This is a genomic window from Lysobacter stagni, assembly GCF_030053425.1.
GTDB classification, from domain to species: Bacteria; Pseudomonadota; Gammaproteobacteria; order Xanthomonadales; family Xanthomonadaceae; genus Lysobacter_J; species Lysobacter_J stagni.
Map to the genome: position 1 here is coordinate 243,154 of NZ_JASGBI010000001.1, position 26,122 is coordinate 269,275.

At 68.0% G+C, this 26,122-nt stretch carries 24 protein-coding genes; 10 read left to right on the forward strand and 14 right to left on the reverse strand.

Going from position 1 to position 26,122, the window contains the following annotated elements:
- Positions 1-372: 372 nt before the first annotated feature.
- The 9 genes from QLQ15_RS01090 to QLQ15_RS01130 all read right to left on the reverse strand — a co-directional run bounded on the left by QLQ15_RS01090 (position 373) and on the right by QLQ15_RS01130 (position 11,643).
- Positions 373-618, reverse strand: a complete 246-nt coding sequence (locus QLQ15_RS01090; protein WP_283213899.1) for a type B 50S ribosomal protein L31 — start codon at positions 616-618, stop codon at positions 373-375.
- An 81-nt stretch (positions 619-699) separates the two neighbouring features.
- Positions 700-1,632 carry a nucleoside hydrolase gene (locus QLQ15_RS01095; protein ID WP_283211024.1) on the reverse strand — a complete coding sequence of 311 codons (933 nt, stop codon included), beginning with the start codon at positions 1,630-1,632 and terminating at the stop codon, positions 700-702.
- 7 nt (positions 1,633-1,639) lie between these two features.
- On the reverse strand, positions 1,640-2,395 hold the full coding sequence (locus tag QLQ15_RS01100; protein ID WP_283211025.1) for a copper homeostasis protein CutC: 756 nt from the start codon (positions 2,393-2,395) through the stop codon (positions 1,640-1,642).
- Entirely contained in the window at positions 2,392-3,399 is a 1,008-nt protein-coding gene (locus tag QLQ15_RS01105; protein WP_283211026.1) for a glycosylasparaginase, read from the reverse strand. Before QLQ15_RS01105 ends, QLQ15_RS01100 begins: the two co-directional genes overlap by 4 nt.
- Positions 3,400-3,421: 22 nt before the next feature.
- A complete protein-coding gene (locus QLQ15_RS01110) occupies positions 3,422-4,441 on the reverse strand; it encodes a glucokinase (RefSeq protein ID WP_283211027.1) in 1,020 nt (339 codons plus the stop codon).
- A gap of 82 nt (positions 4,442-4,523) precedes the next feature.
- On the reverse strand, positions 4,524-6,659 hold the full coding sequence (gene recG / locus QLQ15_RS01115; protein WP_283211028.1) for an ATP-dependent DNA helicase RecG: 2,136 nt from the start codon (positions 6,657-6,659) through the stop codon (positions 4,524-4,526).
- Between the two features lie 81 nt (positions 6,660-6,740).
- On the reverse strand, positions 6,741-9,161 hold the full coding sequence (locus QLQ15_RS01120) for a TonB-dependent receptor (protein WP_283211029.1): 2,421 nt from the start codon (positions 9,159-9,161) through the stop codon (positions 6,741-6,743).
- Between the two features lie 71 nt (positions 9,162-9,232).
- Entirely contained in the window at positions 9,233-10,393 is a 1,161-nt protein-coding gene (locus QLQ15_RS01125) for an SO2930 family diheme c-type cytochrome (RefSeq protein WP_283211030.1), read from the reverse strand.
- Positions 10,390-11,643 carry a parallel beta-helix domain-containing protein gene (locus tag QLQ15_RS01130; protein WP_283211031.1) on the reverse strand — a complete coding sequence of 418 codons (1,254 nt, stop codon included), beginning with the start codon at positions 11,641-11,643 and terminating at the stop codon, positions 10,390-10,392. The genes QLQ15_RS01125 and QLQ15_RS01130 overlap by 4 nt, the downstream gene beginning before the upstream one ends.
- 173 nt (positions 11,644-11,816) lie before the next feature.
- Between QLQ15_RS01130 and QLQ15_RS01135 the strand changes: the two genes are divergently transcribed.
- The gene (locus QLQ15_RS01135; RefSeq protein WP_283211032.1) at positions 11,817-12,866 is read left to right on the forward strand and encodes an AraC family transcriptional regulator; all 1,050 of its coding nucleotides are present in this window, start codon (positions 11,817-11,819) and stop codon (positions 12,864-12,866) included.
- Positions 12,867-12,906: 40 nt separating this feature from the next.
- Positions 12,907-13,653, forward strand: coding sequence for a hypothetical protein (locus QLQ15_RS01140; protein WP_283211033.1), 747 nt, complete (start codon positions 12,907-12,909; stop codon positions 13,651-13,653).
- 86 nt (positions 13,654-13,739) lie between these two features.
- Here QLQ15_RS01140 and QLQ15_RS01145 read toward each other — a convergent pair whose 3' ends face one another.
- From QLQ15_RS01145 to QLQ15_RS01165, 5 genes are all read right to left on the reverse strand, one after another.
- On the reverse strand, positions 13,740-14,123 hold the full coding sequence (locus tag QLQ15_RS01145) for a RidA family protein (protein WP_283211034.1): 384 nt from the start codon (positions 14,121-14,123) through the stop codon (positions 13,740-13,742).
- 91 nt (positions 14,124-14,214) lie between these two features.
- On the reverse strand, positions 14,215-16,398 hold the full coding sequence (locus QLQ15_RS01150; RefSeq protein WP_283211035.1) for a RelA/SpoT family protein: 2,184 nt from the start codon (positions 16,396-16,398) through the stop codon (positions 14,215-14,217).
- Between the two features lie 191 nt (positions 16,399-16,589).
- Positions 16,590-16,889, reverse strand: a complete 300-nt coding sequence (gene rpoZ, locus QLQ15_RS01155) for a DNA-directed RNA polymerase subunit omega (RefSeq protein WP_283211036.1) — start codon at positions 16,887-16,889, stop codon at positions 16,590-16,592.
- Between the two features lie 154 nt (positions 16,890-17,043).
- The gene (gene gmk / locus QLQ15_RS01160; RefSeq protein WP_283211037.1) at positions 17,044-17,670 is read right to left on the reverse strand and encodes a guanylate kinase; all 627 of its coding nucleotides are present in this window, start codon (positions 17,668-17,670) and stop codon (positions 17,044-17,046) included.
- A gap of 2 nt (positions 17,671-17,672) precedes the next feature.
- A complete protein-coding gene (locus QLQ15_RS01165) occupies positions 17,673-18,533 on the reverse strand; it encodes a YicC/YloC family endoribonuclease (protein ID WP_283211038.1) in 861 nt (286 codons plus the stop codon).
- Positions 18,534-18,602: 69 nt separating this feature from the next.
- Between QLQ15_RS01165 and rph the strand changes: the two genes are divergently transcribed.
- The 8 genes from rph (at position 18,603) to pepQ (ending at position 26,102) form a co-directional block, all read left to right on the forward strand.
- Entirely contained in the window at positions 18,603-19,367 is a 765-nt protein-coding gene (gene rph / locus QLQ15_RS01170; RefSeq protein WP_283211039.1) for a ribonuclease PH, read from the forward strand.
- 4 nt (positions 19,368-19,371) lie between these two features.
- Positions 19,372-19,761, forward strand: coding sequence for a VOC family protein (locus QLQ15_RS01175; RefSeq protein ID WP_283211040.1), 390 nt, complete (start codon positions 19,372-19,374; stop codon positions 19,759-19,761).
- Between the two features lie 8 nt (positions 19,762-19,769).
- Positions 19,770-20,366, forward strand: coding sequence for an RdgB/HAM1 family non-canonical purine NTP pyrophosphatase (gene rdgB, locus QLQ15_RS01180; RefSeq protein WP_283213900.1), 597 nt, complete (start codon positions 19,770-19,772; stop codon positions 20,364-20,366).
- Positions 20,367-20,371: 5 nt separating this feature from the next.
- Positions 20,372-20,674 (forward strand): antibiotic biosynthesis monooxygenase family protein, encoded by a 303-nt coding sequence (locus tag QLQ15_RS01185; protein ID WP_283211041.1) that lies wholly within the window; start codon positions 20,372-20,374, stop codon positions 20,672-20,674.
- A 20-nt stretch (positions 20,675-20,694) separates the two neighbouring features.
- Positions 20,695-21,912, forward strand: coding sequence for a radical SAM family heme chaperone HemW (hemW, locus tag QLQ15_RS01190; protein WP_432277761.1), 1,218 nt, complete (start codon positions 20,695-20,697; stop codon positions 21,910-21,912).
- Positions 21,913-22,104: 192 nt separating this feature from the next.
- Positions 22,105-24,357: a DUF1631 domain-containing protein gene (locus tag QLQ15_RS01195; protein WP_283211043.1), complete on the forward strand. Its 2,253-nt coding sequence runs from the start codon at positions 22,105-22,107 to the stop codon at positions 24,355-24,357.
- Positions 24,354-24,704, forward strand: a complete 351-nt coding sequence (locus QLQ15_RS01200; RefSeq protein ID WP_283211044.1) for a PilZ domain-containing protein — start codon at positions 24,354-24,356, stop codon at positions 24,702-24,704. Before QLQ15_RS01195 ends, QLQ15_RS01200 begins: the two co-directional genes overlap by 4 nt.
- Positions 24,705-24,779: 75 nt before the next feature.
- Positions 24,780-26,102, forward strand: coding sequence for a Xaa-Pro dipeptidase (pepQ, locus tag QLQ15_RS01205; protein WP_283211045.1), 1,323 nt, complete (start codon positions 24,780-24,782; stop codon positions 26,100-26,102).
- Positions 26,103-26,122 lie beyond the last annotated feature (20 nt).

Genomic DNA, 26,122 nt, shown 5'->3' on the forward strand with positions numbered 1-26,122 from the left:
ACAGACGCGGCACGGAGCGGGGACGGGGGTCACGGTGCAGACGGCACCGCGATCCATGAATTATCGCACAACGTCCCCGAGCACTGACTCGGACTTTGGTGGGATAGGCAGTGCCGCGCGGCCTGCCGAACGCCCTGCCCACGGACGGCGGGGCCGGCACTTCGGAGACGGGCGCACGCCGCCAAGGGCGGCATCCCAAGGGAGCGCGATGCTCGCGTGATCGACCTGGCGAAGACCCGCCTTCATCACGAACACGCAAACGACGACGGCCACCTTCCGGCAGCCGTCGTGGATACAGTGATCACACCCTGCCTCGGCGAACCGGAACGGGTGCAGTGGGTCAGGGCCGCGCCATCAGCGCAGCACCGGACCTCACTTCTGCGCGTAGCGCTTGCGGAACTTGTCGACGCGACCGCTGGTATCCATGATCTTGTGCTTGCCCGTATAGAACGGGTGCGACGCCGAGCTGATGTCGACCTTGATCAGGGGGTACTCGTTGCCGTCTTCCCACTTGATCGTCTCCTTGCTGCCAAGGGTCGAACGGGTGAGGAACTGGAAGTCAGTGGTGACGTCCTGGAAAACGACTTCGCGGTAGTCGGGATGGATGCCGGCCTTCATGGCACTCACCAAATCATTCGGGGAAAGCGCGGCAGTATAGCGGCCGACCCCAGCCCTGTGCAAGCCCGGGCCACGCCTGACTCAGCGGGCCGCCAGGGCCCGCTGGATCAGGCCTTCGAAACGGGCCTGGTCGTAGCGCAACAGGATCCGGAACCGGTCCGGGCGACCGCTTTCACGCCGCCAGTCGACCACGGTCATGCCGCGGGCCGGGCCATGTCCCAGTTCCACTTCCAGCGGCCGTGTTTCTTCCTCGACCACGCCTTCGGGTTCCAGTGCGAACGCCATGCCCAGCGCGTCGGCGGCGAACCAGTGATCGCCGCGGCGATCGGCGGACCATTCGCGGGTCTTCTTCGAGATGCGATCGTAGAAACGGGCGCGCTCGGAATCGGCCGCAAGCCATTCGAGCACGCGCTCGTGCAGCAGGCCGTGCGCGATGGTGGCCTCCCAGTCCGCCAGCTCGACCTGCGGGAAGGCTTCGAACACGATGTGCGCCGCTTCCGGATCGAAGTAGACGTTGAATTCCGCGGCGGGCGTGATGTTGCCGTGCGCGGTGACCGCACCGCCCATCACCACGAAGCGCGCAACGCGCTGCGGCAGCGTCGGATCCAGCTTGAGCGCCAGCGCGACGTTGGTCAGCGGCCCCAACGCGACCAGCAACAGCTTGCCGGCGTGCTCGTGCGAGAGCCGCAGGATGGCCTGCGCCGCATGTTCGGTTTCGACCTGGCGCGACGGCGTGCCGTAATCGATGTCGCCGAAGCCGTTCTCGCCGTGCACGTAGCCGGCGTCCGGCGCCGGGTGCAGCAGCGGGCCGGGGCAGCCGGCGAACACGGGCACGTCGACGCCCGCGACTTCGCACAACTTCAGCGCATTGCGCACGGTGTGACCCAGGCCCACGTTGCCGGCGGCAATGGTCAGCCCGACCACGCGGTGGCGCGTGTCGTTGAAGGCCATGAGCAGTGCGAGCGCGTCGTCCACGCCCGGGTCGGTGTCGATCAGCAGGGGGATGGTATCCATCGACCGATTATGCCGGCCCCACGTGACGGAATTCGAGCGCTTCGCGCAGCGCGCGCACGATCGAGGCATCGCTTTCCAGGCGATCGCCGTCCAGCCCCGGCAGGTCGTGGCGATGGCGCATGCGCGAGACACGCACCGCCTTCGCCGACGCATGCACTTCGCGCACCCCGCTGCGCTGCACGAACGGCGCCACGTTGTCCGGCGTGATGCCTGCCCCCGCCATGATGCCAATGCGCCCCTGCGCGCGCTGCGCCAGCGCGGCGAGCCGGTCGACACCCTCGGGCGCGCTCGCTCGCCCACCGGAGGTGAGCACACGTTCGCAGCCCAGCGCGATCACCGCCTCCAGCGCGTCGTCGAGGTCGTGCGCCACATCGAACGCGCGATGAAAGGTCACCCCCAACGGGCCCGCGGCTTCGATGAGCTCGCGGCAGGTGGTGAGATCGACTGCGCCGTCGGCATCCAGCGCACCGATCACCACGCCGTCGCACCCCAGCCGCGCGCACATGGCGATGTCGCGCAGCATCGTTTCGCGCTCCAGCGTGTCGTAGAGGAAATCGCCCGCGCGAGGACGGATCAGCACGTACAGCGGAATGCGCAGGCGTTCGCGCGCCATCGCCAGCGTGCCGTACGAAGGCGTGCAGCCGCCCTCGCCCAGGTTCTCGCACAACTCGACGCGATCGGCGCCGCCCTCCTGTGACGCCAGCGCGGAGGCGAGCGAATTGGCCGCGATCTCCAGCGTCACGCGGACGTTCGCGGCGATCATGTCTGTTCGGTCTGGTACACCGAGGCCGAGTCGTGCAGGCGATCATGCGGACCCGGCGAGCCATCCTGCATCGCATAGACGAAGCCGCGATGCAGCGCGAAGGCGCCGACTTCACCGGCCTTGTTCATCGCCAGGAAGCACACCTGCAGCGTCTTGCTGGCCTCGGGCCGCTTGCGCACGACGCGGTCGATGGCTTCGCGGCAGGCATCGGCCGGCGAGCGCCCCTGCCGCATCAGTTCGACCACCAGGAAGCTGGCCGCGTTGCGCACCATTTCCTCGCCGACGCCCGACGCGGTGGCCGCACCCACCTCGTTATCCACGTACAGGCCCGCACCGACGATGGGACTGTCGCCGACGCGGCCGTGCAGTTTCCACGCCATGCCGCTCGTGGTGCATGCACCGGCGAGCCGGCCGTTCGCATCGATCGCGAGGATGCCCAGCGTGTCGTGGTTGGTCTTGTCGCCCGGCCGGGCCTGGCGCTCAGCGTTGATCTGCGGCGCGTACCGCGAGGTCTTGAGCCACTCGCGCCACGCCTGGCGCGCCTGGTCGGTGAGCAGTGGTGTCTTCTCGAAGCCCTGCGCCACGGCGAACTGCTGCGCGCCGGCGCCCACCAGCATCACGTGCGGGGTCTTCTCCATCACCGCGCGCGCCACCGAAACCGGATGCGCGATGTCCTCCAGCGCGGCCACCGCACCGCAACGTCCGTCGCCGTCCATGATGCTGGCATCGAGCGTCAGCACGCCGTCGCGGTCCGGGTTGCCGCAGCGACCCACCGTCGGATTGCACAGGTCCGACTCTGCCCAGCGGGCGCCGGCCTCGACCGCGTCGAGCGCGCTGCCGCCACTGCCGAGCACCTTCCACGCCGCGCGGTTCGCGCCCACGCCGAAGTCCCAGGTCGACACCACGCGCGCGCCGTTCGACGCCGAAGCGGCTCGCAGACGCGGTACGGCCGCAGCTCCCGCCGCGAGCAGCGAGGCCTGCAGGAATCGACGTCGATCGGTCATGCGTTGCGCCCCTTGAGGTGCGTCAGTAGCCGGAATGGCGCTCGTAGTACCACGCCGCCGCGCCAACCAGCCCCAGCTGGCCGTGGTCCACCAGCCACACCGGCACGCGGGCGAGCACTTCGCCCAGCACGCCCTTGTTGGTGAAACGGGCGGCGAAATCGCTCTGCAGCAGGAACGGGCGGATCTGCGCGGGAATGCCTCCAGCCAGGTAGACCGCATCGGCACCGAAGGTGAGCGCGAGGTCGCCCGCCAGACTGCCGAGCAGCGCGCAGAACAGGCCCAGCGCTTCTCGCGCCTGTGCGTCGCTGGTCGACTGAGCGGCGGCGGCGATGGCCTCGGGCGTATCGAACACGGGCGCGGCGCCGTCGAGATCGCACAACGCCTGATACGTGTTGACCAGCCCGGGCCCCGACAGCACGCGCTCGTTGTCCACATGCGGCCAACGCCGGAGCAGGCGTTCCATCAACGCAAGCTCGCGCGGCGTACCAACCGCGAGCGATGCGTGCCCGGCCTCGCTGGCCAGCACGCGTCGCGATGCGCCCTGCTGCAGCGTGCGCGGCAGGCACAGCGATGCGCCGAAGCCGGTGCCGGGACCGAGCACCAGCGCCGGACCCTCGCCGGCCTGCAGCGGGCCGCATACGCGCGTCATCGCACCGACGTCGATGTAGGGCATCGCGCAGGCGACCGCTTCGAAATCGTTGAGCAGCGCCAGATAGGCGATGCCCGCTTCGCGCCGCGTGCTTTCCACCGAAACGGCCCACGGCAGGTTGGCGTTGATCAGCGTGTCGCCTTCCAGGCGCCCGGCGATGGCCACGACCGCATGCGTGCGGTCGGCGTCGAAGGCGGCGGCGAAGTCGTCGAGGATGGCCGCCAGACTGGCGTACTCGGCGCAGGCATAGCGGCGATAGTCGAGGACATCCACCTTGCCTCCCGGACGCACCTGGACCAGGCCCAGGCGCGCATGCGTGCCGCCCACGTCGGCGGCGATGAACGGCGGCGAGCCGTGCCGGACGGGAGGGCTTTCGATCGGGGCGGAGATCACGGGGGATGGTGTGGACAGCGACGGCGGGCGTCCATGATGCCCAATTCCGGCGGGCGCCTGCAGCCCGGCGTCGCAGAACGGCTCACGCGGCGGCGAAGCGCACGGCCCCGCCAACCCAGCGCGCGACCACCCGCTCGGCCAGCTCGGGGGCCTGCCCCAGCAGCTGTTCGCCCAGCGCCTGCACCTGCGGCAGCAGGTCCGCATCGCGCCCCAGGTCGGCCACGCGGAACTGCGCCAGGCCGGTCTGGCGGGTGCCCAGCAGCTCGCCCGGCCCGCGCAGCTCCAGGTCCTTCTCGGCGATCACGAAGCCGTCGTTGGTCTCGCGCATGGTTTCCAGGCGCTGGCGCGCCATCTGCGACAGCGGCGTCTGGTAGAGCAGCACGCAGCTGGACGCCGCGCTGCCGCGCCCGACGCGCCCGCGCAACTGGTGCAGCTGGGCCAGGCCCAGGCGCTCGGCGTTCTCGATGATCATCAGCGACGCGTTGGGCACGTCCACGCCGACTTCGATCACCGTCGTCGCCACCAGCAGGCCGATCTCGCCCTGCTTGAACGCGCGCATCGTGGACTGCTTGTCGGAGGCCTTCATGCGCCCGTGCACCAGCCCGACGCGCAACTCCGGCAACCGCTTGCACAGGTCCTCGAACGTGGACTGCGCCGCCTGCGCGACGACTTCGTCGCTGTCGTCGATCAGCGTGCATACCCAGTACGCCTGTCGCCCTTCCGCGCAGGCCTTGCGGATGCGCTCGACCAGCTCCGGGCGACGTTCCGCACTCAACGCAACCGTCTGCACCGGCGTGCGTCCGGGCGGCAGTTCGTCGATGGCGGACACATCCAGATCTGCGTAGGCGGCCATCGCCAGCGTGCGCGGAATGGGCGTGGCGGTCATCACCAGCTGATGCGGGACAATGGCATCACCATTCCCGCTTCCGCCGGTGCCCTTGTCGCGCAGCGCCAGGCGCTGGTGCACGCCGAAGCGGTGCTGTTCGTCGACGATGGCCAGCGCGAGATCGCGGAACGCCACGCCTTCCTGCATCAGCGCGTGCGTGCCGACGACCACCTGCGCTTCGCCTGAGGCCACCTCCTCCAGCACCTTCGCGCGCGCCTTGCCGGTGACCTTGCCCGCCAGCCAGGCCACGCGCACGCCCAGTGGCTCCAGCCAGCCACGCAGGTTGTTGAGGTGCTGTTCGGCCAGCAGTTCGGTCGGCGCCATCAACGCGGCCTGCTTTCCGGCTTCGACCGCCAGCATCGCCGCCATGGCCGCGACCACGGTCTTGCCGCTGCCCACATCGCCCTGGACGAGCCGCAGCATGGGATGCGGCTTGGCCAGGTCGACGCGGATCTGTTCGAACACACGCTGCTGCGCGCCGGTCAGCGCGAACGGCAGACGCTCGCGCAGGCGTTCGGCCAGAACCATCCCTTCGAGCACGGGCGCCGCATGCGCCTGTTGCGCGATGCGCTGACGGCGCAGGCTGAGGTGATGCGCGAGCAGTTCTTCCAGCGCCAGCCGGCGCTGCGCGGGATGGCGTCCGGCCAGCAACGCGGCGACGTCGGCGTCCTGGGCTGGCCGGTGCACGGTCAGCAACGCCTCGCGCAATGAGGGCAGCTCGCCGCCACCGGGCAGGCGGAACGCGGCGCGCAGATCGCGCGGAAGCAGCTCGAGCGCTTCCTCGTCGGGCAGCCGGTCCAGGGCCTGGCCGATCAGGCGTCGCAGCGAAGCCGGGCCCAGGCCTTCGATCGCCGGGTACACCGGATCCAGCGACGATCCCAGCGACGCATCGTCGGCATCGCCGATGACGCGGTAGCTGGGGTGCACGATCTCCAACCCGTGCTGACCGGGCCGCGGCGTACCGTAACAGCGCACGCGCGTGCCCACCTGGAACTGCGCGACCTGCGCGGCGCGGAAGTGGAAGAAACGCAGCACCAGCGTGCCGTGCGAATCGTCGCCGATGGCCACGCGCAGCATCGGTCGGTAACGGAAGCCGCGTTCGACCGCCTCCACGCGGCCTTCCACCTGCGCGGCCACGCCGGGCTGGAGGAGGCCCACGGGCGTGATCGCCGTGCGGTCCTCGTATTGCCGGGGCAGTTGCAGCCACAGGTCCTGCAGCGTCGCCAGGCCGCGCGCCGCCAGCTTCTCGGCCACGCGCGGGCCGACCCCGTGCAGGCTGCTGATCGGTTGCTGCTGGAGATCGACGGATGCCCCGCCCTTGCGAATCGGCATCGCGCAAGGATGACGCGAAAGGACGCAAACAAAAACCCCGGCACGTTCGTGCCGGGGTCGGGAGTCCGACGCAACGATCCGTCAGAAGTTGGCGCTGAGCTCCACGCCGTAGGTGCGCGGCTGGGTCATGCGCGCGCCGACGGTGCCGAGCACGGTCATGCCGTAGGTACCGAAGGTGTTCACGTACTGGTTGTCGAGCAGGTTGTTGCCGTACACCGCAACGCCCCAGTGACCGGCCGCCGACGTCCAGCCGATGCGTGCATCGAGCAGTTCCTGCGCCTCGCCCGCTTCCACCTGGCCGAAGCGGCCGCAACCCAGCACGGACACCGACTCATCGTTCGAGCGGCATCCGCCGACGTAGGCGTAGCGCATCGCCGCGCGGACGTCGCCGGCATCGGCCATGCGCCACACGTAGTTGACGCCGCCCGCGAACGACCACTCCGGCGCACCGGTCGGCTGGCCGCCCAGATCCACGCCCTGCGGGTTGACGTACTTCTTGTACGTCGAATCCAGGTACTCGGCGTTGAAGTCGAAGCCCAGGCCGTCGGTGGCCTGCCAGCGCACGTCGAAGTCCACGCCCCAGGCTTCCTGGTCGGAGGTGTTGACCACGAAACGCGGGATCTCCGTGGTCATGTCCAGGGTGACGGCCTGGCGGTTGTCGTAGGCGTAATAGAACACCGAGGCGTTGTAGGCCAGGCGGTACTCGGGCAGCGAATGCTTGAAGCCCGACTCGAAGTTCCACACGTCCTCGTTCTCGAACTCGCTGCCGATCTGCAGCGCGTTGAAGCCGCCGGCCTTGTAGCCCTTGGCCAGCGAGGCGAAGCCCATCAGGTCATCGGTGAAGTGATAGTCCACGACGAAGCGCGGGCTCCAGTCGTCCCACGACTTCTTGGCGCGGTTGAGCACGCCCTTGTTCATCACGGCCGGCGGATCGATGAAGGCCACGTCGAACACCAGCGACTCCAGCGGCACGCCGATCGCGTCGAGGAAGCCGATCCGATCCAGCAACGCCAGCTGCGCGTCCAGCTCCGGCGCGCTGCGCAGGTCGTTGAACCAGGTGAAGTCCTTCTCGTCGCGCGTGTAACGCAGGCCGAAGGTCAGGTTCAACTTGTCGTTGACGTGCCAGATGGCATCGCCGAACGCGGCGTAGGCCTTGGTGTCCAGCGTGTTGACGAACTTCTCGTTCCACGGAAGGCCGGTGAGGTCCACCGGGATGTCGAACATGTTGGCCACCGCGGTGAGCGGACCGAACAGGCCACCGGGTGCGAGGCCAAGGTTGTTGGCGATGGTGTCGACCGAATCGGTGAGCGCGTTGACCTCACTGGTCTGGTCGGCCTCTTCCTGGAAATAGCTGGCGCCGGCGACCCAGTCGACGCGGTCGGTCGAACCGGTGAACTTGAACTCCTGGTAGAAGTTCGTGTTGCTCTCGGTGTTGGTGGAATCGACGTACAGGTAGCTGCGGTTGGTGCCGTCTTCCTCGACGCGGTTGAGCGAGTCGTAGTCGTGCCACGCAGTGGTGGACGTCAGGCTGCCCCAGCCGAAGTTGTGGTCGACGATGAGCGTGGCGCCGTCGAAGGTGCGCCATTCGGCGTCGGGCGCGTCGGTCATGTACGGCTGGCTGAGCGGATCCAGGAACGAATCCGGATCGGCCGGCGCGGTCGGCAGCGCCGGCAGCGCGGGCACCGGCACCACGCCGACGGTGGCCTGTCCGCGCTGATCCAGGTTCTCGTGGTCCCAGGCGATGTAGGCGCGCGTGTTGTCGCCGAAGCGCGTCTGGAACGCGGCACGCGTGGCCCAGTTGTCCTGGGGCGCCAGGTCTTCGCCGGTCACGGCATCGCGCACCCAGCCGTCGCTGGTGTTGAAGATGCCGTTGAAGCGGAAGGCCGAGTCGTCGCTCACCGCGACGTTGGCCATGCCTTCGAAGTAGGTCTTGTTGTCGTTGCCCAGGCGCAGCTTGCCGCGCGCGGCGTTGCCGCTGGCGTCGGGGCGGTTGGTGATGATCGAGATCGCGCCGGCGGCCGTGTTGCGACCGAACAGCGTGCCCTGCGGCCCCTTCAGCACTTCGATGCGCTGCACGTCGGTGAAGGGCAGCAGCACGCCACCGCCGCGACCGGCATACACGCCGTCCACGTAGACGCCGACGGCCGGATCGGTACCGATGCCGAAGTCGTCGGTCGCGATGCCGCGCAGCTGGAAGCTGGGCTGCGTGGGCTGCAGGCTGTTGATCTGCAGACCGGGAACGAAGCTGTCGATGTCGCCCAGGTTTTCGGCGGCGACGTCGTCGAGCAGTTGCTCGGTGACCACCTGCAGCGCGATCGGAACGTCCTGCAGTTCCTGCTCGCGGCTCTGCGCGGTGACGGTGATGGTGTCCAGCTGGACGGCGGTCTGCGCACCCGTGGCCGGCGTCTGTTGCGCCATGGCCAGCGGCATGGCCGCGGTGAATGCGAGACCGGACAGTGCGCGGCCCAGACTGATGGCGAGCCTGCTCTTGCGTGGCGACATCGGAACTCCCCTCCCAATGGCATTTCTTGTTGTGTTTGGAACCGCGCGGCCCCTGCCCGCGCGGTGCATGCTTACTTTGCGGCGACGCTCTCCTGCGCCGCGACCGCTTCGCTGCTGCAGCTTCCCAGCCACGCGGCGATCCAGTCGCGGATCAGGCTCACGCCTTCCTCATGCACGGTGCTGCGCCCCAGCTCGGGCATCATCGCGCCCGGGTCGAGGCTGTTCATGCGGTACACCAGGATCGAATCCTGAGGGCGTCCCGGCACGATGTCGAACATGTGATCACCCGTGCCCTGCCCCGCCGCCACCGGCGGCTTGCACAGCCCCAGGCGACGCGCGTCATCGGTGCCGGCATCGAGCCACAGGCCCGAGGTATCCGCCGGACCGACCTTGTTATGGCAATGGCCACAGTTGATGTCGAGGTACGCACGCGCGCGATCCTCGACCGAAGCGCTGGCATCGTCGAAGCGCGCGTTGTAGGGCACGTTGTCCTTCGGCAAGCCTTCCAGTCGTCCCAGTGCGACCATCCGCACAAGCTGGTTCTCGCCCGGATGCCACGGATTCTCGCGGTTGAGATGACGCGCCTTCGGTCCGATCGGATGCAGTTCGCGCGTGGTGTTGTTGGTGCCATGGCAGCCGGCGCACTGGTTCTCGTCGGGCACCATGTACGCGAACGACTGCTTCGCGCTGCCGTCCGGCTTCTGCAGCGTGAGCGGGATGGTCTCGCCGGCGCGCGCCAGCGTGGCCTCGGTCTGTTCGGCATTCCACACGTAAGGCAGCGCGACCCAACCGCTTTCGCGTCGCACCAGCAGGCGCGTCTCGATCAGGCGCACCTTCGTCAGGTCCAGGCCGTCCAGCGTCTCGCCCGCGCTCTCGGCCACGCGCACGACGGCGTCGCCGGCGCGCGGGTAGTAGAACGTCTTGCTGATGATGGTGCCCACCGGGAAATCGAGGGCTTCGGTCGCGTCGTACTTCGCCGGCTTGCCCTTCGGCATCCAGATCGTGCGCAGCTTGTGCGCGTAATCGCTGAACAGCGTGGTGTTGAGTGCATACGGCTCCACCTCGTGGTTGAGGTGGAGCCGCTTGCCGTCGGATTCGACGACATGCCAGTCGCTCAGCTTCTCCGGCTGGCCCTGTGCGTGGAACTGCACCGGAGCCTTGCTCCGCATGCAGCCCACCAGGGACATCGCGGCCAGTGCCAGGGCCGCGCCGATCACGAACGAACGCTTCATGCCGCCGGAGCCGCCTTCGCTGCGGTCGCGGCGCTGTCGCCGGGCAACGTCACCACCGGCAGCGGCGCCAGCGTGCAGCGCACCTGGTCGGTGACCACGCTCGGGTTCTTGTACTTGTTCGGGCCGTCGGCGTTGAGCGTCTGTGCCTCGCCGTTGTCGACGCACACCTGCGGGCCGCCATCGCGTTGCGCGTTGACGTAGCCGTCCCACAGCACGTCGGGCAGGCGGCCGCTGAGGCCGAACATCGCCACCTTCAATGCCTTCAGGTCCAGGCCATCGGGCTTGTCGCCACCGCCCTTGAAACGGTTGCCGTGGATGGCGATCTCCTCCGGGTACGGATCGAACGCCTTGGAGACGCCGCGCTCGTTCATGTAGCCGGTCGAGAAATAGCTGGAAACGATGACGTTGGCCGTCTGGTTGTCGGCGATGTCGTTGTCGAAGATCTCGACCTGGTCGTTGGAGTTGATCACCACGCCCGATCCGGCCGGCACGCTCGCCACCGCCGCGCCCTTGGCGGCGAAGTTGTCGGTGTTGTTGGCGATCACCTTGTTGCGGTAAACGCGCGTGGTGTGGCCCGGTTGCGGCAGGTTGGGCATGTTGAACACGAGGATGCCGCCGGTGTTTTCGGTAGCGGTGTTCTCGTAGACGTCGGCGCCGATGGTGTTCTCGATCTCGATGCCGGCCACGTTGCGCTCGGCGCGGTTGCGGCGCACGACCACGTTCTTCGACTGGCCCACGTAGATGCCGGCATCCGATGCGCCGATCGCCACCGAATCCTCGATCAGCACGTTGGTGGTCTGCACCGGGTAGATGCCGTAGGCGCCGTTGGTGGTCTTCGGGCCGCCGGTCCATTCCACGCGCACGCCGCGGATGGTGATGTTCTCGCCCTCGTTGATCTTCAGGCCGTCGCCCTTGGTGTCCTCGATGGCCAGGTTCTCCAGCGTGAAGTCGCCGGCATTGACCAGCAGGCCTTCGGCACCGGCCTTCTGATCCTTGAAGCTGAGGATGGTCTTGTCCGGACCGGCGCCGCGGATCGTCACGCCGTTCACCCGCAGGCTCAGGCTGCGATCGAACGCATAGCGCCCGGCGGGAATCTCGATGACATCGCCCGGCTTGGCGTCGAGCAGTCGCCCGATCAGCACTTTCTGGTAATCGGTGTTGGCCGCCGGCGCAGGTGCCTGCTGTTGCTGGCAACCGGCCAGCATGGCCAGGCCCGTGGCGATCGCCGTGCCGAGAATGATCCGCTTCATCCGTCCGTCCTGTCGTGCGCGGCCTGGCCGCGATATTCACCGGACGGCGGCCATGCCGCAGTGCGACACGCCGGCCCCCCGGCCCCTCCCGAAGTCTGTGACCTTCGGGCTGCACGGGTGGAGGGCAAAGCCGGCATACTCAGGGGGGCAAACCGGACAAGCTACCCCAGCGTATGTCAGCCTACGACCACGACGACCCCCGACTGAGCCTGGCCACCATCAAGAGCAGCATCGTCGCTGGCTTGATTGCGATGGCACGCGAGCACGCGGTGGGCTGCGACAACTGGTTCTCCGGCCTGCGCCTGGGCCCGGCAGAGTTCGACGGCGAGATGCCGGTGTATCTGTCGTACCGTCAGACCTGCCAGATCATCCGCCGCGCGATGCGCGATCTGCCCGTGCGCGGCGTGGGGCTGGTCCTGGGCGAGAACCAGAACATCGGTCATTTCGGCCTGCTTGGCCTGGCGATGCTGACCGCGCCGCATTTCGCGCAGGCACTGCAGCTGGGCATCCGTTACGCACCGATCACCGGCGCGATGATGGAAATGGAACTGGACGAATACGACGACGGTGCGATGGGCGTGGTCGCACGCATGCGCAGCGCCGATGCGGAGCTGGAACCGTTCCTGTGCGAGGAGCTGTTCGCCAGTTCGCTGATGTTGTGCCGCGGACTGCTGGGCCCGGGATTCACGCCGCGCGTGCTGGAACTGGCCTACCCCGCGCCGGACTACAGCGACGACTACGCACGGATGTTCGGCTGCGAGGTGCGTTTCGAGGCGCCGCGCAACCGCGTTGTGATCGACGCACGCTGGCTGCGCACCGCGATGCCCGCGGGCAATGCGGCCAGCGCACAGCAGATCATCGCGCTGTGCGAGGACCAGATGCCCGCGGGCCAGCCGCGCAGCGAAATAGTGGCCGTGGTCGAACGCCTGCTGCGACTGCGCCTGGCCGACAACCCCCGCTTGGTCGACGTCGCTTCGGAACTTCACCTCACCGAACGGACGCTGCGTCGCCAGCTGCAGGGTGCCAGCACCAGCTTCAGCGAACTGCACGACCGCGTCCGCAGCGAATCGGCACGCGCAATGCTGGCCGATTCGCGCATGAGCATCGCGCACGTCGGTGCCGCGGTGGGCTTCCGGGACGCACGCGAATTCCGCCGCGCGTTCAAGCGTTGGACGGGCGTGGCGCCGCGGGAGATGCGCTCGGCCGAGAAGGCGGACGCGTGAGCGGGGCGCAGCGGAAGGCGGGTCACCGGGGGCAAACGGGATGAAACTGCAACAGCCGCAGTATCGGGTGGACGAAGTGGATAAGGAGCGCAGGCGGCTGGAACGCGACGGTTGGCCGCGCCTTCAGATGTCCTTGATCGTGATGGTGACGGGCGCGGTGGGATTCCTGTCGTCCTTCGTGCTGTTGCACGCGGGCATCGAGTCGATGCTGCTGCGCTACCCGCTGACGGTGACGATTGCCTATGGCGCGTTTCTGGCGCAAATGTGGCTGTGGATGCGCTGGAGGGACGATTCACCTATCGACTTGGCGCAAGCGATCGATGCACCGGAGACGCACAGCACGGGCAGCGACGGCTGGGCCGGCAGTGGCGGCGGATCCGGCGGCGGCGGCGGTTCGGCGTCGTGGCTGCCAGCGGGCAGCGACCCGGCTTCCTCAGGTATGTCCGCCGATGGATCCGTGCTGGACGTCGTCGACGCTGATGCGGACTTGCCGTTGATCGCGGTGCTGGCTCTGTCCGCGGTCGCCCTCGTCTGCGTGTTCGCCACGAGCTGGATCATCTGGACGGCACCTTCACTGATGGCCGAGCTGGTCGTCGACGCTGCAATCGCCGGCGGCCTGTATCGACGCATACGCGGCCTGCAATCGCAGGGCTGGTGGTGGCTGTGCGTGCGCCACACCTTCTGGCCGTTCACTGGCGTGCTGACATTCTTCGCGGCACTCGGCGGGCTCGCTTGGCACTTCACGCCGGAGGCCAGCACGCTCATGGAGGCCTTGCGGGCCCTCTGAGGCACGTGCTCAGCACCGCTGCGAACGCCAGTCCATGAACCTCCCGGGTGCGGCTTTCGGCTAACCCGGGAGGCGGGTCGGCCAGGTCAGTCCAGCACCATCACCGCATCGACTTCGAAGCCCGCGCCGCGCGGCAGGCCCGAGACTTCGACGGTCGAACGTGCCGGGTACGGCGCCTTGAAGAACTCGCCCATCACCGCGTTGACGGCGGCGAAATTGTCCAGGTCGGTGAGGTAGAGGCCCAGTCGCACGATGTCCGACAGCGAACCGCCCGCGGCTTCGCACACCGCCTTGAGGTTCTCGAACGAACGACGCGCCTGTGCGCCGATGTCGCCTTCGACCAGCAGGCCGGTGCTGGGATCCAGCGGAATCTGGCCGGACAGGTAGACAGTGTCGCCGGCGCGCACGGCCTGCGAGTACGGGCCGATCGCGGCCGGTGCCTTGTCGGTCTGGATGATGTGGCGGGACATGGAGGAAGGACTCGCAGGTGGGGAACTGGGGCTGGAGATTACCCCGGATGCCTCGCCACGCGCATGGGCCACGCGGCCCGTTGCGCCACACTCACATCCGCTGCACGCCCAGCACGACATTGAGCCGCCGCACGCGGCGCATCACGTCGGCCAGATGGCGCCGGTCGCTCACTTCGATGGCGAAACGCATCACCGCGATGTTGGCGTCGCGGTCCAGGTACTCCACCCGGTCGATGTTGGATTCCGCTTCGGCGATGGCGGCGGCCACCTGCGCGAGCGAGCCCGGCCGGTTGTCCACCTCGATGCGCAGCGCCGCGGCGAAGTCGCCGGTGACCTGACGGTCCCAGCCGATCGGGACCCAGCGGTCCGGCGACTTGCGGTAGTCGGCGACGTTCGGGCAATCGAGCCGGTGCACCACGATGCCCCTGCCCGCGGTGTGGTAGCCCATGATCTCGTCGCCGGGAATCGGCAGACAGCAGTTGGCGAAACTGATCACGCCGCGTTCGGAGCCGGTGATCAGGATCTTGTCCTGCGACATCGGCAGTTGTTCGGCCACCGGGTCGCGCAGCGGCTTGCCCGGCGCTTCGCGCGCCAGCGCCAGCGCCACCTGCTGCGGCATGCGGTTGCCCAGTGCGATGTCGGCCAGCAGGGCTTCCAGACGCGGGTAACGGAACTCGCTGAGGTAGGCATCCATGCGCACCGTCGGCACGCGGTCCAGCGAGATGCCCAGCGCTTCCAGCGCGCGGTCGAGCATGCGATGGCCCAGCTGCACGGCGTCCTCGTGCTCGAGCTGCTTGAGCTGCTGGCGGATCGACGTACGCGCCTTGCCCGACACGACGAATTCCAGCCATTGCGGCTTCGGCGAGGACGACTTGGCGGTGATGATCTCCACGCGCTGACCGCTGGCCAGCTTGGTGCGCAGCGGTACCAGCTTGCCATCCACGCGCGCGGCCACCGCCTTGTTGCCGACATCGGTGTGCACGGCATAGGCGAAGTCGAGCGCGGTGGAATTGCGCGGCAGCGACATGATGTCGCCCTTCGGCGTGAACAGGTAGACCTCGTCCGGGAACAGGTCGACCTTCACGTTTTCGAGGAATTCCAGCGACGAACCGGTGGCGCGCTGGGATTCGACGAGGTTGGCGATCCAGCTGTGCGCGCGGCTCTGCGCGCTGTTGGGACCATCGCCGCCGTGCTTGTAGGACCAGTGCGCCGCGATGCCGCGCTCGGCGATCAGGTCCATTTCCTCGGTGCGGATCTGCACCTCGATGGGCGATCCATACGGGCCGAACAGCACCGTGTGCAGCGACTGGTAACCGTTGGCCTTGGGAATGGCGATGAAATCGCGGAAGCGCGAATCCAGTGGCTTGTACGAGGCGTGCACGACGCCCAGCGCGTGATAGCAGTCCGGCACGGATCGCACGACGACGCGAAACCCGAACACGTCCATCACCTGCGCGAAGGTTTTGTGCTCGGCGCGCATCTTGGTGTAGATGCTCCACGGCGACTTCACGCGGCTCACCAGCCGGTGCGCGAGCTTCTCTTTCGCCAGTCGCTGCGCCAGCTGCGCTTCGATCTGCACCAGCGATTCGCGCCGCACCACCGGCTGCGTGCGCAGGCGTTTCTCGATCACCGCGTGACGCCACGGATGCAGCGCGCGGAAGCCCAGGTCCTGCAGCTCCGCCTTGATCAGGTTCATGCCCAGGCGCTGCGCGATGGGCGCGTAGATCTCCAGCGTCTCGCGTGCGATGCGATGGCGCGCTTCCATGCTCTGCGCACCCAGCGTGCGCATGTTGTGCAAGCGGTCGGCCAGCTTGATGAGGATGACGCGCAGGTCGCGCGACATCGCCAGCAGCATCTTGCGGAAACTCTCCGCGGCCGCTTCCTGGCGGTCGCGGAACTGGATCTTGTCCAGCTTGGTGACGCCGTCGACCAGTTCCGCCACGGTCTGCCCGAACTCGCTGACCAGGCCGTCGTAGGTGAGCGGCGTGTCCTCGATGGTGTCGTGAAGGATCGCCGCGATCAGCGTTTCCACGTCCAGGCCCTGGTCGGCCAGGACCTTGGCCACCGCGACCGGATGGGTGATGTACGGCTCGCCGGACTTGCGCGTCTGCCCGGCGTGCGCCGCCGCGCCCACCGCCCATGCACGGCGCAGCTGGTGGCGCTGTTCTTCGGGCAGGTAGTCGGCGGACTGCTCCAGTTCACGCACGTAATCCGGCACGTCGACGTCGTCGGCGACGTGTGACGGATGCAGGCTGAGCGCGGATTCTGGGGCCATGGAGGGAATCTACGCGCGCCGCAGCGCGCTGCGCAACGAAATGCGGGTTCAAGCTGAATATGGCGGCGATTCTTTCCCGGAAAACCCCTCGGGCGCGGCCACAACGCGACATCGGTCCGGAAAAACGAACGGCCCCGCCGAAGCGGGGCCGTGCGGGCTCCAGCGCGCCGCCTCAGCGGCGCGGGTGCGTATCAGTCGTCGCCCTTGGACAGGTCGTCGTCGGCCACCACTTCGGCCGCGGCCCATTCCAGCGCCTCGCGCTCCTTGCGCTCGCGCTCGGACTTCTCGACGGCGTCGATGTAGTCCGTGTCGATGCGGCGCGCGGCGATCTCACGCAGCGCCAGCACGGTCGGCTTGTCGTTGGCCTCGCTGTTGTCCAGCTGCGGTTCCACGCCGTTGGACAGCTGGCGCGCGCGCTTGGCGGCCATCATGACGAGTTCGAAGCGGTTGTTGACCACTTCCAGGCAATCTTCAACGGTGATGCGGGCCATGGGGCTCCTGGCGGCCGGCGGGCCGTCCATACAGGCTTTAAGGGACCGCAGAGTGTATCCGCGGGCCGCCCCGCAGGCAAGCACCGCCTTGAGAATCAGCCAGTTACGGCACCCGGGCGGTCAAAAACCCGCCCGTGAGGCCGGCATGCGGGCTTCAGGTGCCCGGATCGTCCGCCAGCAGGGTCGTGATCAGCCGGGAATGCCGGGCCACCTGCTGGTCCTTGCGGACGCGGCTGGCGAGGAAGATCGCGCACATCTCGTCCACGGCGGTGTCGAAGTGCTCGTTGACGATGACGAAGTCGAATTCGCCGTAGTGGGACATCTCCTCGCGGGCGGCATCCAGGCGTTGCGCGATGACCGCCTCGGAGTCCTGCCCCCGGCTGCGCATGCGCTGCTCCAGCGCCTGGCGCGAGGGCGGGAGGATGAACACGCTCACCGCGTCGGGCACCTTCGCACGCACCTGCCGCGCGCCCTGCCAGTCGATTTCCAGCAGGACGTCCTTGCCTGCCGCCAACTGCGGCTCGACCGACTGTCGCGCCGATCCCTTCCAGTCGCCATGCACCAGCGCGTGCTCGAAGAAGTCGCCCGCGGCGACCATGTCCTCGAACGCCTGCTTGCTGACGAAGTGGTAATGCTCGGCGTGGCGTTCGCCCGGTCGCGGCTGGCGCGAGGTGAACGAGATCGACAGGCAGATGTTCGGATCACGCGCCAGCACGGCGTTGACGATGCTGGACTTTCCAGCGCCCGACGGCGCAGCGACGATGAAGAGGGTTCCGCGCATGGTCATTCGATGTTCTGGATCTGTTCGCGGACCTGGTCGATCAGCACCTTCAGCTCCACCGCCGCGGCCGAGCTGCGCGCATCGACGGACTTGGACCCCAGGGTGTTGGCCTCGCGGTTGAATTCCTGCAGCAGGAAGTCGAGGCGACGGCCGACGGCTTCCTTCAGCTTGAGCACGCGGCGCGCTTCGGCGACATGGGAATCAAGGCGATCCAGCTCCTCGTCCACGTCCAGCTTCTGCAACCACAGCACCAGTTCCTGCTCGAGCCGGCCGCTGTCGAGCGGCTGGGCCAGGTCGGCCACGCGCGCCTCCAGCTTGGTGCGCTGGCCCGCACGGATCAGCGGCATGAACGTACGCACTTCGGCGGCCAGCGTCGCGATGCCGTCGATGCGCTCGGTGATGACCGCGGCGAGCTTGGCGCCTTCGCGCTCGCGCGCGCGGACGAACTCGTCCAGCACTTCGTCCAGCAGCTCCAGCGCCTGCGCGTGCAGCGCGGCGGGATCGTTCGCCTGTGCCTGCAGCACACCGGGGAACTGCAGCAGGTCGGTCAGATCGGTGTGCAGACGCGGAAAGCGCGAATCCAGGTCCAGCGCCAGCTCGCTCAGTTCACGCAGGCGGGTGGGATTGAGCTGCAGCGCGCTCTCGCCTTCCGGTGCGCGCAGGCGCACGGTCAGGTCGACCTTGCCGCGCGCGACGCGTCCGGAGACGCGCTCGCGCAGGGCCGGTTCGAGCGCGCGCAGCTCGTCCGGCAGGCGCACGCCCAGCTCGAGGAACCGGTGGTTCACCGAGCGCAGCTCGCAACCCAGCGTGCCCCACGGAGTGGTGCGTTCGCCGCCGGCGAAGGCGGTCATGCTGCGGATCATCTGGCGTGTACCCAAGGCCAACAGGGAGCGAATGGTAAACTCGCGCGCCCTCCAAACGGTAATTCGGTCATGTCCGGCACGCCTGTCGCCCCTTCCGCCGGCCTCCCGGCCACCGTTACCCGCCCCAGCGGCCGCGCACCGTCCCAGATGCGCGAGGTCCGCATCGAACGCGGCTTCACCCGCCACGCCGAAGGCTCGGTGCTGGTGTGCTTCGGCGAGACGCGCGTGCTGTGCACCGCGAGCGTCGAGAACAAGGCGCCTGCGTTCCTGCGCGGCAAGGGCGAAGGCTGGGTCACTGCCGAGTACGGCATGCTGCCGCGCGCCACGCACTCGCGCTCCGACCGTGAAGCCGCACGCGGCAAGCAGGGTGGCCGCACGCTGGAAATCCAGCGACTGATCGGTCGTTCACTGCGTGCGTGCGTCGACCGCAAGCTGCTCGGCGAGCGCACCATCACGCTGGACTGCGATGTGCTGCAGGCCGATGGCGGCACGCGCACGGCCGCCATCACCGGCGCCTACGTGGCGATGGTCGATGCGGTGCGCTGGTTGCTGGCGCGTCGCGAGATCACGCGCGATCCCATCTTCGGTGCCGTGGCCGCCGTGTCGGTGGGCATCTACCGCGGCGTGCCGGTGCTGGACCTGGACTACGCCGAGGACAGCGACTGCGACACCGACATGAACGTCGTGATGAACGACGGTGGCGGTTTCATCGAGTTGCAGGGTACGGCCGAAGGCCACGCGTTCCGTCGCGACGAACTGAACGCGCTGACGTCGCTGGCCGAAGCCGGCATCGCCGAACTGGTCGCCAGGCAGCGCGAAGCGCTCGCGCTCTGACGCCATGTCGCGGTTCATCGCCAACATCACCCTCGTCGTGGGCGACTACGACGAGGCGATCGCGTTCTACACGCGCGCGCTGGGCTTCGACCTGCTGGAAGACACCGACCTGGGCGGCGGCAAGCGCTGGGTGCGCGTGGCCCCGCGGGGCGCGCAGACGGCACTACTGCTGGCGCAGGCCGATGGCGACGCACAGCGCGCGAGCATCGGCCACCAGACCGGTGGGCGCGTGGGTTTCTTCCTGCACACCGATGATTTCGTTCGCGACCATGCCTCGATGCAGGCGCACGGCGTGCGCTTCCTGGAGGCGCCGCGTCATGAGCCTTACGGCATCGTCGCGGTGTTCGAAGACCTGTACGGCAATCGCTGGGACCTGCTGGAGCCCAAGGCATGACGCGAACGATGAAGTGGGTCATTGCCAGCAGCAACGCCGGCAAGCTGCGTGAGTTCCGCGAGCTTCTGGGCGGTAGCGGTATCGAGTTCGTCACGCAGGGCGAGATGGGCGTGGGCGACGCGGACGAAACCGGCCTGACGTTCGTCGAGAACGCACTGCTCAAGGCACGCAAGGCCGCGCGCGAGACCGGCATGCCCGCGCTGGGCGACGATTCGGGCCTGTGCGTGGACGCACTGGGCGGCGCGCCGGGCCTGTACTCGGCGCGCTACGCCGGCGAGCACGGCAACGCACAAGCCAACATCGACAAGCTGCTGCATGCGCTGCGCGACGTCCCCGATGCACAGCGCACGGCGCACTTCTATGCGGTGATCGTGCTGGTGCGCCACGCCGAGGATCCGCAGCCGCTGATCGCCGAGGGCATCTGGAACGGACGCGTGCTGCACGAACGCCGTGGCGACGGCGGGTTCGGTTACGACCCGGTGTTTCTGGACCCGGAACAGGGCCTCTCGGCGGCACAGCTGGATCCCGAACTGAAGAACCGCATCAGTCATCGCGGCCTGGCATTGGCGGCGTTGCGGCAGAAGCTGCTGGACGCGGTGCGGTAATCACCGTGTTCGTGACCGTCTGGGAATACGAAGTGCGTCCCGGCGCCGAGGCGGCGTTCGAGGCCCTGTACGGTGCGTCCGGCCCCTGGGCCCGTCTGTTCGCCGAATACCCCGGTTACCTGCGCACCGAGCTGCTGCGTGACGCGCGCACCGGGCGTTACCTCACACTCGACCACTGGCGCAGCGCACAGGACTACACTGCCTTCCACGGACAGCTTCCACCGCGCTATTCCGAGCTCGATGCGCAAGGCGATGCCCTGACGCTGGCCGAACGCCATGTCGGCGAATTCGACGTCACCGATACCTGACGTCCCTTCCGTTCCACCGAATGCATCCTGTGTCCCTTACCACTCCGCCCCTGTCGCTCTACGTCCACCTGCCCTGGTGCGTGCGCAAGTGCCCGTACTGCGATTTCAATTCGCACGAAGGCCGTGGCGCGCTGCCGTTCGATGCATACGTGGATGCCTTGCTGGCGGACCTGGACTTCGACCTGCCGCTGGCATGGGGCCGCACCATCCACTCGGTGTTCTTCGGCGGGGGCACGCCCAGCCTGTTTCCGCCGGAGTTCATCGACCGCTTCCTGCAGGGCGCCAGCAGCCGGCTGCGCTTTGCGCCCGGCTGCGAGATCACGCTGGAAACCAACCCCGGCACGGCCGAGCACGGCCGCTTCGAGCTCTACCGCGCTGCCGGTGTGAACCGCCTGAGCTTCGGCATCCAGAGCTTCGACGACGATTGCCTCAAGCGACTGGGGCGCATCCACGACAGCGGTGAGGCCGAGGCGGCGGTGAAGCTGGCGCAGGATGCCGGCTTCGACAATTTCAACCTCGACCTGATGTACGCCCTGCCCGGCCAGACCCTGGCGATGGCAGAACGCGACCTCGAGCGCGCCTTCGCGCTGCAACCGGCGCACATCAGCCATTACCAGCTGACGCTGGAACCCAACACGGTGTTCGCCGCGCGACCGCCGCGCGACATTCCCGACGACGACGCCAGCTGGGACATCCAGGAGCACTGCCAGGCCATGCTGGCGCAGGCCGGCTACGGTCAGTACGAGGTCAGCGCCTACGCGCGCGCCGGGCGCCAGTGCCTGCACAACCTCAACTACTGGCAGTTCGGCGACTATCTGGGCATCGGCGCCGGCGCACACGGCAAGATCACGCTCGGCGCCGAGCAGACGATCCTGCGCCGCTGGAAGGTCAAGCATCCCACCCAGTACCTCGCCCGTGCCGGTCATGCCGAGGCCATCGGTGGCGACGACCGCATCGACCCGGCACGCCGCCCGTTCGAATACATGCTCAACACCCTGCGTCTGGTCGACGGGTTCTCACTGACTGCCTTCGAGGCACGCACCGGACTGGACCGCCAGACCATCGCGATGCAACTGGCACAGGCCGTCTCGGCGGGTTGGCTGGCCATCGACGGGGACCGTGTGCGGCCCACCGAACTGGGCCGTCGTTTCACCAACGACGTGATCGAACTGTTCCTCGACGACAGCGCATCCCATGCTGCGGGTGCACACGAAGTGGCCGGTTACACCATCGTCTGAGTTCCGCAGCGCGCGGAATGTCCACAGGACAGACGACACGTCATTGCCATCGCAAACACTGACTGGCCGCTGTGAAGGCCTTGCACCGTTTCATGGAGTGGTCGCCCTCCCTGGGGACCGCTGGAGCGACATGGGCTGGCGGGCACGGTTGGGTCCATGCATGATCGTCGCTATTGAGACGGTGATCCCAGAATGTCCGCAACCTTCGAACCCCTCGGCAGTTCGATCCCTCGTCCTACCCTGGCGTCCGCGGCATTGCCCCGGCGCGTGCGGCGCGTGCTCGAACACCTCTACGCCCTGGTGTCCGACGAAATGTCGCGGCAGCTGGAACACATGCTCGGCGAATTCGAGCAGCAGTTGTTCAAGCACGCAGACCAGGCGCGCAATGCCGCCGCGCAGGCCACTCACCTGGAGACCCTGCGCACGACCCGGCTCAACCGGACCGATCTGGTGCCTCGCTTCCTGGCACTGGTCGAAAGCGAACTGACCACCATCCGCGACCCGTCGCATGTGGTCGAAACAACCGACGGGTTGCCGGCCTTCCAGGACATGCGCCTGGTGGACCATGGCGAGATCGACGAGGCCAACCTGCTGCGCAGCATCGCCGCGCGGCAGGAATCGCGGGCGAACCTGCCGCTGTTGCTGCTCGGTCAACGCTTCGGCGTGCTCGCCGGCGCACCGGCGTTCGACGCCGAGCGCCTGCCGGTCGGCCCCTACGCGTTGGGCCGCATCCTGTCCGAAGCCGCGCATGCGCTGCAGATCAGCCCGGAGGGGCGCCTGCACCTGTACAAGGTGTACGACCAGCACGTCATGTCGGGTTATGCGCAGCTGGTGGAGACGATGAACTCCCTGCTCGCGCGCGAGAACGTGCTGCCGGGCCTGTCCTTCGTTCCCATCCGCAGCCGCACCGGCGGTCAGCGCGATGAACCGGTGCCGCGCCGCAGCGAGCCGGTCGATCCGGACGCCGCGCGGCAGCGGCCGACCACCGCCTGGCCCGGCCAGTCCGACGCGGGCAACGCCGGCCCGGCATTGGACGAGGAAGCCTTCGGCCTGCTGCAGCAACTGCTGTCCGCGCGCCGCGACCTCATGGGCAAGCTGCGCCCCGGCGGCAACAACGACAACACCCCGCGGCCGACGCTGACACGCGACGAACTCACCAACGCGCTGTCGACGCTGCAGTCGCTGCCACTGCACAAGACGCCGCCGCGCAACCTGACCGACGTCCGCCAGACGCTGCTCGCGCAGGCGCGTCAGCAGCGCGGCGAAGCCACGTTCCTTTCGCGCGAGGACAGCGACGCGTTCGAACTGCTCGAACTGTTCTACAACGAGATCGGCCGCGAGCTTCGCACCGATGCGGCCGTCTCGAACCTGCTCAGCCGCCTGCAGGTGCCGCTGGTACGGCTGGCGCTGGAGGACCGCGGCTTCTTCGTCCGCAACGAACACCCGGCGCGCCAGCTGCTCAACGCCGTCGCCGAGGCCGGCGCACACTGGGTGCCGAAGGACGAAAGCGACCCGCACCTCAACGAACAACTCCGCCGCGCCGTCGACCACGTGGTCGACAACTACGACGGCGACGCAGGCGTGTTCGAGTCGGCCAACCGCCAGCTGCAGGATCACCTGCGCGGGATGGCGCGCAAGGCCGAAGTTGCCGAGCGCCGTCATGTCGAGGCCGCGCGCGGCAAGGAAAAGCTGGTGATGGCCAAGCGCCAGGCCGGCGAAGCGATCGAGAACATCGTGCAGGGCCAGAAGCTGCCGAAGTTCGTCCACACGCTGCTCAGCCAGGCCTGGACCGACGTGCTCACCCTCACGCTGCTGCGCAGCGGCGAGGACTCGGAGGAATGGCAACGCCAGCTGGAGGCCACACAGGCGATCGTGGCGGCGAATGCGGCAGGCCAGCGCGGGCAGGTGTCCAACGCCATGGGCGAGGACATCGAGGCGGCGCTGACGCAGGTCGGCTACCACGTCGAGGACGCCGGCGCGATCACGCGCCAACTGGTCACCGGCACCGCCGCCAACGACGATGCCGCCTCGCGCACGGAACTGGCCCTCAAGCTGAAGGCGCGCACGCGCCTGGGCAGCGAAGAGGAAACGGCCGCACCGGAACAACCGCCGCGCAATCCGCAGGAACAGGAATGCTGGCGCCACCTGCGTACGCTGCCGTTCGGCACGTGGTTCGAATTCGACATCGGCGAGACCACCGAAGTCGTGCGCCGTCGACTGTCCTGGTTCAGCCCCGTCACCGACAACGCGCTGTTCGTGAACCAGCGCGGGCAACGCGTGGCCGAGCAGTCGCTGGACAGCCTGGCACGGCAGATGTCGGCCGGCCACGCCCGCATCGTCACCGTCGAGAAGAGCCGCCTGGTCGACCGCGCCTGGAGCGCGGTGATGGGCGCGCTGGGTCATCTCGTCGGCAACAACACGCCGTCCCCCGAGGTCCACGCATGATGGAAGAGTTCCGCCGTGCCCGCCGCCGCGCCGTCCAGGAACCCGTGCAGGTGGTCGACACCATGACCGACACGGTGATCGGCCAACTCAGCAACCTCTCCGAAACCGGCATGCTGCTGATCGCCACCGCACCGCTGGTGGAGGACGGCCTGTACCAGCTGCGCTTCAACCTGCGCGGCTCGCCGCACCAGAGCTCGCCGATCGAGGTGGGCGCGCACCTGCTCTGGCAGGACAAGACCAGCACGCCCGGGCAGACCTGGACGGGCTTCCGGTTCATCACCATGCTCGAGAGCGAGCTGCAGCAGCTGCGGAACTGGCTGGACTCCAGCCACAGCCGGGCCATGTGAGCAGGGCCGGTCGCGCACAGGATCGTACGGTCCTTTGCGGCAAAATAGGGCTTCTTCGCCCCACCCTGCATACGCATGAGCACTGTCGCCGAGCTGTACACGCACCACCTCGCAACGCTGCAACACCGCACTGAACAGGCCCTGGCCCGTGGCGGCTTCGACCACCTCGTCGTGCCCAGCGGCACTTCGCACTACCAGGTGTTCGACGATCGCGACTATCCCTATGCGGTGAACCCGCAGTTCAAAGCCTGGCTGCCGCTGACGCGCGCACCCGGCAGCTGGCTGGTGGTCACGCCGGGCCAGAAGCCCAAGCTGGTCTTCCTGCAGCCGTTCGACTACTGGCACGTGGTGCCGTCCGCGCCCAGCGGCTACTGGGTGGAGCACTTCGACATCGTCGTGATCCGCAAGCCGGAAGAAGCGCTTCAGCACTTGCCGTCGGACGTTGCCCGCTGCGCGGTCCTGGGCGAAGCGCAGAGCGCGGTCGGCGCATTCGTGCCGAACAATCCGCCGGCGGTGGTGAATTATCTGGAATACCACCGCGCCTACAAGACGCCATACGAAGTCGAGATGATGCGCGAGGCCACGCGCCGCGGCGTGCGCGCGCACCATGCGGCCGAGCGCGCGTTCCGCGCCGGGGCCAGCGAGTTCGGCATCCACCTGGTGTACTGCCAGGCGGCCGGCCAGGATGCCAACGACCTTCCGTACAGCAACATCATCGCGCTCAACGAACACAGCGCGGTGCTGCACTACACCGACCGCGACCTCGTCGCGCCGACCTCCGCGCGCAGCTTCCTCATCGACGCTGGCGCGGCGCACAACGGCTACGCCTGCGACATCACCCGCTCCTACGCGCACGATGCCGGCAGCGAGTTCCAGGCGATGATCGACGCCGTCGACGCCGCGCAGCTGAAGATGTGCGACCAGGTGCGCGCCGGTACGGACTACAAGCAGATCCACATCGATGCGCACATCGCGCTGGCGGGCATCCTCAAGGACTTCGGCGTGATCAATGTCTCGCCCGAAGCCGCGCTGGCCACCGGTGTGAGCAGCGCGTTCTTCCCGCACGGCATCGGCCATGGCATCGGTCTGCAGGTGCACGACGTCGCCGGCTTCGCCGCGTCCGACGAAGGCGGCACGATCGCCAAGCCCGAAGGCCATCCGTACCTGCGCCTGACGCGCGTGCTGGAGCCGGGCATGGCGGTGACCATCGAACCGGGTCTGTACTTCATCGACATGCTGCTGGACGAAGTGAAGAAGAACGGCCACGCCGACAGCGTCGACTGGAAGCGCGTGGAAGCGTTCAAGCCCTTTGGTGGCATCCGCATCGAGGACGACGTGGTCTGCACCGAGGCGGCGCCGATCAACCTGACGCGCGACGGTTTCAGCCAGGCCGCCTGACGGCCCGCCCCGCGACCCGG